The sequence below is a fragment of the Chitinophaga sp. genome (genome assembly GCF_035538455.1).
GTDB lineage: Bacteria > Bacteroidota > Bacteroidia > Chitinophagales > Chitinophagaceae > Chitinophaga.
On the sequence record NZ_DATLKJ010000078.1, the window covers coordinates 26,088 to 35,583 of the forward strand.

General features: G+C 46.0%; 9 protein-coding genes. 7 read left to right on the forward strand and 2 right to left on the reverse strand.

Annotated features, from left to right (window positions below; genetic code table 11):
* Positions 1 to 155 precede the first annotated feature (155 nt).
* Positions 156 to 1,619: a sodium:solute symporter gene (locus VM802_RS08840; protein ID WP_325529470.1), complete on the forward strand. Its 1,464-nt coding sequence runs from the start codon at positions 156 to 158 to the stop codon at positions 1,617 to 1,619.
* Positions 1,620 to 1,764: 145 nt separating this feature from the next.
* On the opposite strand, the gene VM802_RS08845 is transcribed toward VM802_RS08840, so the two are convergent.
* The gene (locus VM802_RS08845; protein WP_325529471.1) at positions 1,765 to 2,718 is read right to left on the reverse strand and encodes an ion channel; all 954 of its coding nucleotides are present in this window, start codon (positions 2,716 to 2,718) and stop codon (positions 1,765 to 1,767) included.
* A 173-nt stretch (positions 2,719 to 2,891) separates the two neighbouring features.
* On the opposite strand from VM802_RS08845, the gene VM802_RS08850 reads away from it, so the two are divergent.
* The 5 genes from VM802_RS08850 (at position 2,892) to VM802_RS08870 (ending at position 7,140) form a co-directional block, all read left to right on the forward strand.
* Positions 2,892 to 3,308: a winged helix-turn-helix transcriptional regulator gene (locus tag VM802_RS08850; RefSeq protein ID WP_325529472.1), complete on the forward strand. Its 417-nt coding sequence runs from the start codon at positions 2,892 to 2,894 to the stop codon at positions 3,306 to 3,308.
* A gap of 133 nt (positions 3,309 to 3,441) precedes the next feature.
* Entirely contained in the window at positions 3,442 to 4,770 is a 1,329-nt protein-coding gene (locus VM802_RS08855; RefSeq protein WP_325529473.1) for a DEAD/DEAH box helicase, read from the forward strand.
* Between the two features lie 513 nt (positions 4,771 to 5,283).
* The gene (locus VM802_RS08860; RefSeq protein ID WP_325529474.1) at positions 5,284 to 5,841 is read left to right on the forward strand and encodes an RNA polymerase sigma factor; all 558 of its coding nucleotides are present in this window, start codon (positions 5,284 to 5,286) and stop codon (positions 5,839 to 5,841) included.
* Between the two features lie 37 nt (positions 5,842 to 5,878).
* On the forward strand, positions 5,879 to 6,133 hold the full coding sequence (locus tag VM802_RS08865; protein WP_325529475.1) for a hypothetical protein: 255 nt from the start codon (positions 5,879 to 5,881) through the stop codon (positions 6,131 to 6,133).
* 35 nt (positions 6,134 to 6,168) lie between these two features.
* Entirely contained in the window at positions 6,169 to 7,140 is a 972-nt protein-coding gene (locus VM802_RS08870; RefSeq protein ID WP_325529476.1) for a helix-turn-helix domain-containing protein, read from the forward strand.
* A 92-nt stretch (positions 7,141 to 7,232) separates the two neighbouring features.
* Here VM802_RS08870 and VM802_RS08875 read toward each other — a convergent pair whose 3' ends face one another.
* Positions 7,233 to 8,111, reverse strand: coding sequence for a LysR substrate-binding domain-containing protein (locus VM802_RS08875; RefSeq protein ID WP_325529477.1), 879 nt, complete (start codon positions 8,109 to 8,111; stop codon positions 7,233 to 7,235).
* A gap of 130 nt (positions 8,112 to 8,241) precedes the next feature.
* Between VM802_RS08875 and VM802_RS08880 the strand changes: the two genes are divergently transcribed.
* On the forward strand, positions 8,242 to 9,462 hold the full coding sequence (locus tag VM802_RS08880) for an MFS transporter (RefSeq protein ID WP_325529478.1): 1,221 nt from the start codon (positions 8,242 to 8,244) through the stop codon (positions 9,460 to 9,462).
* The last annotated feature ends 34 nt before the right edge of the window (positions 9,463 to 9,496 follow it).

A 9,496-nucleotide genomic window follows, 5' to 3' on the forward strand; every position in this document is an offset into this window, starting at 1 on the left:
CAAAATTAGTTGACAGAAGCAAATATTTTACTTGACTAAAGCAAATATTTTTCCGGGAGATGGAAATGCATATTTTGCCACCACAACCGGGCAGATATTATCTTTGTCATTTGCATCTTTCGGTAGGAAAGTATTATCTTGATTAAATTTGATTTATGTCGCCAGGATTATTATTCTCGTTTGTCATTGCTTACTTTATTATTTTATTGGTTGTTGCCTGGTACACGGGGCGTAATTCCAACAACGATTCATTTTTCATTGGTAACCGTAACAGTAACTGGATGCTGGTAGCATTCGGGATGATTGGCACTTCGCTGAGCGGGGTTACCTTTGTAAGTGTGCCGGGAGCTGTGGGAAAAGATGCCTTTACCTACTTTCAGATCACACTGGGTTATTTCATCGGGTATGTCACTATTGCCTATGTGCTGATACCACTATATTACCGCCTCCAGCTTACCTCCATTTATAACTATCTGAGTACCCGTTTTGGTATGCGTTCCTATAAAACCGGGGCTTCCTTTTTCATCCTCTCCCGTTCCGTAGGTGCTACGGCGCGACTGTACCTGGTGGTGAAGATATTGCAGAATGCTATCCTATCCAGTTTCGGGGTGCCGTTCTGGGTTACTACGCTCATCATCCTGCTGATGATCTTATTATATACTTATGAGGGTGGCGTAAAAACGATTGTGTACACCGATACTTTGCAAACTACCTGTATGCTGGCCGGGCTTGTGATCTGTGTGTTTTATATCCTGCATACCATGAACCTTGGCTTTGGTGAAAGTATCAGCGCCATGCAGGCGAAGGGGCTTACCCGGATCTTTGTCACCGACCCTGACAGCAAGTTATTCTTCCTGAAACAGATAGTAGCCGGCGCCTTCATCACCATTACGATGACGGGTCTTGACCAGGAGATGATGCAGAAGAACATCTCTGTAAAAACACTGAAAGATTCTAAAAAGAATATGGTATCGCTGGCCTTCATCATGCTGGTTGTGATCGGGTTATTCCTGTTCCTCGGCGGGCTGCTCCACCTCTATGGTGCGCAGCAGCAGGTAGCGGCTACCGGCGATAATCTCTTCCCTGAACTGGCCCTGCACCATATGCCGCCGGTGATCTCTGTGATATTCATTATTGCGCTGATCTCGGCACTGTTTCCCAGTGCAGATGGCGCGATGACAGCACTCACCTCCTCCTTCTGTATCGACATACTGGGTATGCAGCGGAGAACGGACTGGACAGATGCCCAGAAGAAGAAATACCGTCAGCGCATACATCTTACGATGGCATTTGTGTTCTTGCTCTTTGTAATGATGTTTGAATGGATCAACAACCAGAGCATGATCGGCATAATCCTGAAACTGGCCACCTATACATATGGCCCGTTGCTGGGATTATTTGCCTTCGGTATCTTGTCAAAACGGAGTGTGAATGACAAACTGGTGCCATTGGTATGTGTAGCGGCGCCTCTGTTGTGTTTTATTATTGATAAGTATCAAAGCAATATTTTCGGCAGCTTTCAGATAGGCCTGGAACTGTTGCTCATCAATGGGCTGTTCACTTACCTTGGGTTGATGATGATTTCACACAGGGAAGTTGTTTCTCGCAAAGCAGCGTAAGGAGCAAAGACCGCAAAGAATTTTTTTAAGTTAAATAAGACTGTTTAGTAGTACCCAACAATATTTACGGACCATCAAACAGTTCTTAGCTATCTTAGAAAAATTCTTTGCGGTCTTTGCTCCTTACGCTGCTTTGCGGGAAATATTACAACTCGTGGTGTTTATTCAGTTTATGTAATTCGAGAATAGTTGTTTCCCCGTTATCGCTTTCTCTATACATGGGCACAAACTTCCGGTTGAACTTGATTTCCCTGAAAGTATACGAAGTGCGTTGCAACACGGTGTTGGAATAGACATCGTTGAATCCTCTTATTAATACATACACTTCCACATCGGCATTTTCGAGATCGTCGGCTGTGAAGCCCAGTAGCGGGCTATTTTCGTCGATCGGGTGCACGACAGTCCAGTTCATGGACAATGATTCTATTTTGCCTCTTTCCAGCGGCAGGAAATAGAACTTGTATTCTGATTTACCGTTTTCCTGAATCTGCAATCCCATGGTGACCTGTACCTGTACATCGGTGAGGGTGTGGTTGTCTTTGTAGGAGGCAAAGCGGAACATGAGTCCGGTACCTTCTTTATAGGGGGCTATCAGTGCATCATCGCTGAATACAAGGTGGGCTTTCGGTCTTGAGAAGCGGCCATAGATGAGACCAGTAGCTACCGCAAAGGACAGGAAGCCCGACATCGCTTCAATGGCCGCCACTACATTGGCACCATCGCCAACGGGATTCACCCGGCCGTACCCTACCGTGGTGAAGGTTTCTGTGCTGAAGAAAAAGATCTCTTTAAAGCGGGTCCAGGTGGTACTGCCAATGATACCCTGAAATTGCTCCAGTCCTATCCAGCAGTAGATGCCAGTGTAGATGAGGTTGATGGTAATATAGAACAGGAGTATCGCGCAGACAAACTGCCAGACGGGCAGATTCAGCAAAGCATGATATACATTGAGACGGTCTAAAAACGGGCGTCCTTCCCTCCGGATATTGAAGGAGCCGTCGCGGTTGATAAAGCGGCCGCCATAGCCGGTCGGGTTAGTGCCAAACCCGGTGTCGTTGTTTAATCTTGAAAATGGGTTGATCCTTTTAAGGAGCGACATACGAACAGATAATTTTACAGAACAAATCTATAACAATGATGGATATGATGGATGTGGTGATGGTTTTTATGGATACAGCAGATGATTTTATAAAGTTACCTATATTTGCTATCCAAAAGTAACCAGTCTACCAAAAGAAAGCTGGTATCTCTCACCAGAATCAATTGCCGGAGATGCAAACGAAAGAACTACTTATGGACAGCCCGGTGATCCGGACCAAGACCACAACGCCGGCTGCAGGATGTCCGGAAGGCATTCCACACCGGGAATGCCAGAAAGTGATCATGCCTGTACGTGATGCGCTGGACGTGATCAATGGAAAATGGAAGCTGCCTATTATCATTGCCATATCACGCGGATTCAAGCGTTTCCGTGAGATAGAGCGTAATATTCCGAAGATTACCTCCAAGGTATTGTCGAAAGAGCTGAAGGACCTAGAAACACACAAGTTGCTGAAGCGAACGGTGTTTGACAGTCAGCCTGTAACGGTGGAGTATACACTGACCCCATATGCTGCTACACTGAATCCTGTTATTGACGCCTTGCACAACTGGGGATTGCAGCACCGGAAAACAATGTTGGGGAAGTAAGATTTTTTATTTGGTTATGTGATTATTTGGTTATGTGGTTATTTGAGCTCCGCTGCATTTCAAATAAATAAATAACCACATAAAAAATCTCTAAATTCTAAATACCTTCGCCGTTTATATTTTTTTAAGGAATATGACTTTTAGCGACTTAAACCTGAATACATCCTTGTTGAATGCGCTGGATGAACTGGGGTACCAACACCCCACCACCATCCAGCAGCGGGCTTTTTCAGTGATCATGTCCGGACAGGACGTTTGTGGTATAGCGCAGACGGGTACCGGTAAAACGATGGCCTACCTGCTGCCCGTATTAAGGCTGTTCAAGTTTTCGAAAGAGAAACACCCACAGGTATTGATTATGGTACCTACCCGGGAGCTGGTGGTGCAGGTAGTGGAAGCCGTGAAAAAGCTGACCACGTACATGAGCGTGGAAGTGCTCGGTGTATATGGCGGCGTAAACATGAACCCGCAGATGGCTGCCGTACAGGAGAAAGTGGATATACTGGTGGCGACGCCGGGCAGGCTGTATGATATTATACTCAGCGGAGCGCTGAAAGTGAAAGCCGTAAAGCGCCTCGTAATAGACGAAGTGGATGAGATGCTGAACCTTGGTTTCCGCACACAGATACAGAATATCCTGGGCCTGCTGCCCGAAAAGCGGCAGAACCTTATGTTCTCTGCTACCATTACCGAAGATGTAGAGAAACTGATCAATATATATTTCGACAACCCTGCGAGGATTGAAGCCGCGCCGGTAGGTACTCCGCTCGAAAACATCGAGCAACAGCTGTACCGGGTGCCCAATTTCAATACCAAGGTCAACCTGCTGGAGCTGCTGATTACCCGCGATGAAAGCATGACCAAAACGCTCATTTTTGTTGGTACCAAACAGCTGGCGGACGATCTGTACGAACAGCTGCAGACCCGTTTTCCGGATAAAGTAGGTATCATTCATTCCAATAAAGAGCAAAACCACCGTTTCAATACTGTGCGGCAATTCCAGGCGGGCACTTTCCGCTTCCTCATTGCTACAGATATTATTGCCCGTGGTTTGGATATAACGGATGTAACACACGTCATCAACTTTGATACGCCGGAAGTACCCGAAAACTATATACATCGTATTGGCCGTACCGGAAGGGCGGACAAGAAAGGTATCTCCATCCTGCTCACGAAAGATCTGGAAACGGAAAACCTGGAGCAGATAGAAAGTCTGATGAGCTATGCTATCCCAGTTATGGAGCTACCTGAAGACCTGGTGATCTCGGATGTACTGACAGAAGATGAAAAGCCCAAAGTGCATATGCGCAATACCCTGGTGAAGGTTCCCAAGCGGGAAGATGCAGGCCCTGCCTTTCATCAGAAACTGGCTAAGAATATGAAGACCAACAAAAAGGTCAGTCATAAGGATAAGATGATGATGAAGTACGGGAAACCTAAGAAGAGAAAACCTAAACGATGATTCTTGTGATTGGTTTTGATGCTGCAGATGTGAGAAGAATTGTGCGTATGATCTAATTTGTGCAGATGCAAACAGGCATGATAAAATACTGATCAGGCAGATAATTGATATACCACTTTTAGAGACAACATCCCATTCAGAATTGCTGAATGGGATGTTTCATTTTACATATATTATCCTAAATCTTCATTCAAAAAAAATCATATCGCATCTATAAAAACCAGTACTGTCTTCACTCCTATCTTCCCGCATCATTATCATCTCTCTGATCACAAAAATCATAGTCAGTGATTAACCGTTGATTAACAATTTTTACCTTATATTAGAAAAACCAATCCCTCAAGCTAACCGAATATACATTAAGCATGATTCTTACCGGGGTGAGACAACGAGCTATTTCACTGTATCAATTTTTTGAAACGTATTTTTCTGTTTATTTAAATTGTAAGCGGGCATTACACCAGCCTGATTGAGTATGTATCAACCTTCAACTACTTCTAAGCATAGTCGCGCATGAATGGCTTCACTAACGATATTGAGCTACTAGATCAGTTGAAAACTGGTAACCCTGAGGCATTTGATTATTTTTATACTACATACCGCCAATGGCTGTTAATAACGGCCATGACTATATTAAAAGACGAGGTGGAGTCGCAGGAGCTGGTGCAGGAGTTTTTTATTGATTTCTGGCAGCAATCCCTTTATAACCGGATTGAACTTAACAATATTGCCTCTTTGAAGAACTTCCTGTTTGTCAGCATCAAGAACAGGTGTCTGAACAAGTTATCGAAAGATGATACCCGCCGGAGGAGAATGCAGCAGATGTTACGCCCTGTGCACTACACGCTTCCCAACAACAAGCTTGAGAACAATGAACTAAAAGATCAGCTGGAAGAAGCTATTCAGCAATTGCCGGAACGCCAGTCCCAGGCATTCCGCCTTGCTTACCTGGAGCATAAGACACGAAAGGAGATTGCAGCTGTTATGGACATCAGTGAAGAAACCGTAAAAAAACAAATCGCTAATGCACTGAAATCGCTTAGAGAGACACTGAAGAAAGTTCAGTTATAAGATACCCCAAAATATGATAAATCCTGTTTTTAAAGAGATGAAAGCTGAATGCCTATATCAGTTAATGACCGAAAAGCTGGCAGGTATCATATCAGCAGCTTATGAACAGATGCTGGATGAGATGTTGGAGAAGGACAGGTCTGTGCAGGCCTTCTGGAAAGAAGTGAATACGGCCGGTATGCCTGATGGGCATTACACCTGGAAACAGGTAAGCAGGATGCCTAAGATTACCACCAGTAAGAACAGGTCACCGTTAAGCTGGCTGCTTTCATCGCTACGAGGTATGAAATAGTTTCCATAGTGCTCTTAAAATAAACCGATTCCCGTATGTCTAAATCGCCAAAGCGCCTCTTCATCGAGAGAGATGATTACATGTACACGCCTTATCAGGCAATTCCTACAGCTTACCATAACCACCTCATTCCTTATGCGAAGTATTACTACCAGGAAGATCACGACGGGTCAATCTTAGACCAGAACATTAAAACAGGCGACTTCTCCATCTGGTTCCATTCCATCAGAATGCACCACGGTATACAGTTGCAACCTTTTGCACAATACCATGTAATAGCCTTACACGCTTCCGACGACATTCCGGTAATGATTGCGGATGAAGCCATGGGCCAACAGAAAGAAGTAAGCATCTTCAACGTAATGCCGGAAATGCATTCCCACATTACTACCGAAGACAATGCAGAAAGCTTTCACATCAACATCGAACCGGCAGCACTCCCGGCACTCGCCAGGGAATTCCCGGCCTTACGGCCGCTGGCGGCACTTCCCATTATGGAAGTTACCCGTATTATCAACAAGGCACCCTTCCGGCTCAACCCGGTGAGCAGACTGATAACAGAGCGTATCCGCAAAAGCAAATATATCGGTAAACCCGCCGCACATTTCTTCCGGCGCAACGCAGCTGACTTTTTCAGCAACTACGCACGCCTGCTTGCTGCTCCTGATCCGATTATGATGAACCAGGTGCAGCTACAGCTGCTGCACGAGATATTCCAGTACATTGTCCATAATCTGCATCTGCAACATACGCACGAAGAGCTACACCAGGTATTTAATGTAGATAAAGCGATGTTGGAAAGGCCATTCGAACAGGAGTTTCACATTACTATTCCGGAACTGGTTTTACAGGAAAAAATGGCGCTCGCCTTCGACCTGCTCGCGGGTACAGATATTCCGATGTCGGGCATCCTGGAACGTATCGGTTATAGTGACCTGCCTGCGTTTACACGCACTTTTGACAAGTACTTCCGCTGCGATCCGATATTATTAAGAAACGCACAATAATTTTTCCCGCAAAGGTGCAAAGAAGGCAAAGATTGCAAAGGATATTATCAAGTCAAATAATCTTTGCTTTCTTTGCACCTTTGCGAGATACTTCACGTCTTTGCCAGAAGTCCCAATGATTCTACAAAGAGATCTGCCGCCTTCTTCCGGTAGGTTCCTTTCTGCCATAATACATAGGCATACCGCAGCAGCTCCCTGTCTTCGATGGGTACTGCCACGAGGTTTTTCCATCCCGTAAGCGCCTGCTCATTGAGCAGTGTGGGCCAGTGTCCCTGCTCTACCAGCGACAGTAACGCGTGTACATCGTTGAGTTCTATTTTTATGTCGGGTATGACGTTGTGTTTTTTCAGTACTTCATCCAGAAAATCGCGGGAGCTGAAACCGCTGGCAGCCAGCACGATTTCCATGCCGTGCAGGCTTTTCAGGTTGATATGCGAAAGTGTGGCCAGCTTGTGCTTCCGGGATACGGCCAGTACTACTTTCGCTGTGAATAGCCTTTGTTTGTCGAAATCACCCGGTACCTGATCCTGGTGGAATACAAGGGCAAAGTCCAGCTCCGACGACCGGAGTTTTCTTTCCAGGTCGTCGGTGGTGCCGTAGTCTATGAAGATGCGTATACCCGGATATTTTGCCGTAAAGGACTTCAGTGCCGGCAGTAACATAGAGGTGAAGGCATACGTAACGCCTATGCGAAGTTCACCCGTAAGCATCTGTTGCAGATCTTCTATGGCTTGCTTTCCTTTCTCTACGTCCAGCAATATCTGACGGGCATGCAGCAGGAATACCCCACCTGCTTCTGTGAGCCGCACCTGTTTACCGATGCGGTCGAACAGCGGCATGCCCAGCTCATTCTCCAGTTGCCTGATCTGTTGCGATAAGGTGGACTGCGTTACATACAGCGCAGCGGCAGCCTCTGTGAAATGCAACATCTCAGCGGCTTTCACAAAATAACCCAGTTGACGAAGCTCCATGCATCAATCGTTTTTACTAATCAATATGATTAAAACAATCTATTTTACAAATATATCATTCCTGCCGAAATTTGCGCTACATCATTAACGGCGCAGCGCGCCAACTGACTATTAAAAGGAGATCTTTCAAATGTATGCACTTCGTTCTTTAAAGTCCCGGAATTTCCGGCTTTTCTTCTATGGTCAATCTGTTTCCATGATCGGCACCTGGATGCAGAAAACAGCTGTATGCTGGCTTGTTTACCGGTTAACTAATTCTGCGCTCCTGCTGGGTATTGTAAGTTTTGTAAGCCTGATACCTTCCCTCCTGCTGTCGCCTTACGCCGGCAGTTATATAGACCGGCATAACCGTTTCCGTTTACTTATGCAACTGCAGGTAATAGCCATGATACAGGCCGGCGCACTTGCCGGTATGCTATTGCTGCGTTGTTACAATATTCCCGCTATCTTATTACTTTCATTGGTACAGGGCATTGTAAATGCCTTCGACGTCACCTGCCGGCAATCGCTGATGGTGGAAATGGTGGATGACCGGGAAGACCTTCCCAACGCTATTGCACTTAACTCCACCGCTGTGAACTTTGCGCGCATAGCGGGTCCTGCGCTGGCGGGAATTGCGCTCAGCACTTTTGGGGAAGACTTCTGCTTTATCAGCAACTTCCTCAGTTATATACCTGTGGTCATCTCACTGCTGATGATGAAAATAAGTACCCCTGTAATGGTGAAGCCTGAAACCAGTATCTGGAGTGAATTACAGGAAGGGTTCCGGTATATTTCCGGGGACAGGGATTTGTCATCCCTGTTGCTGATGCTGACTGTCAGCAGTATGTTCGTGATGCCTTTCAATACATTGATGCCACTCTTCGCCAAAGATATTTTCAATGGCGATGCCCGGACGTTCAGTTGGTTTGAAAGTGCCGCCGGGCTTGGCTCTGTTCTTTCCGCCATTTACATGGCCCAACTGAAGCGTGATAAGGATCTGGTGAAGATCATGATCACAGCCAGTATGATATTTGCTGCGAGTCTGTTGCTACTCTCTTATTCTGCCTGGCTTCCGCTGGCATTGCTCTTCATGATGTTTTCCGGTATGGGTATGATGGCGCAGGCATCTGCAATCAACACCTATATACAGACGCATGCTGTTCCGGCGATGCGCGCAAGAGCTATCAGTTACTACATCATGGCTTTTCAGGGGATGATACCGGTAGGCAGTTTACTTACCGGCGTACTGGCTAATCTTATCGGCGCCAGGCTTACGGTCTTTGTGGCTGGCCTGATCGGAATGATAGCCGTGGTTACCTTCAGCATAAAAAGTTCCAGCCATCAGCAGCTCAAAGAAAAGTGCTGCTGATGGCTGGAACGAGGAGTCAGGAACTAGAATTTGA

Bases quoted from the DNA above. Each gene is read 5' to 3' on its own strand.
- VM802_RS08840 (WP_325529470.1), top strand. From the start codon at position 156: ATGTCGCCAGGATTATTATTCTCGTTTGTCATTGCTTACTTTATTATT.
- VM802_RS08845 (WP_325529471.1), bottom strand. From the start codon at position 2,718: ATGTCGCTCCTTAAAAGGATCAACCCATTTTCAAGATTAAACAACGAC.
- VM802_RS08850 (WP_325529472.1), top strand. From the start codon at position 2,892: ATGCAAACGAAAGAACTACTTATGGACAGCCCGGTGATCCGGACCAAG.
- VM802_RS08855 (WP_325529473.1), top strand. From the start codon at position 3,442: ATGACTTTTAGCGACTTAAACCTGAATACATCCTTGTTGAATGCGCTG.
- VM802_RS08860 (WP_325529474.1), top strand. From the start codon at position 5,284: ATGAATGGCTTCACTAACGATATTGAGCTACTAGATCAGTTGAAAACT.
- VM802_RS08865 (WP_325529475.1), top strand. From the start codon at position 5,879: ATGAAAGCTGAATGCCTATATCAGTTAATGACCGAAAAGCTGGCAGGT.
- VM802_RS08870 (WP_325529476.1), top strand. From the start codon at position 6,169: ATGTCTAAATCGCCAAAGCGCCTCTTCATCGAGAGAGATGATTACATG.
- VM802_RS08875 (WP_325529477.1), bottom strand. From the start codon at position 8,111: ATGGAGCTTCGTCAACTGGGTTATTTTGTGAAAGCCGCTGAGATGTTG.
- VM802_RS08880 (WP_325529478.1), top strand. From the start codon at position 8,242: ATGTATGCACTTCGTTCTTTAAAGTCCCGGAATTTCCGGCTTTTCTTC.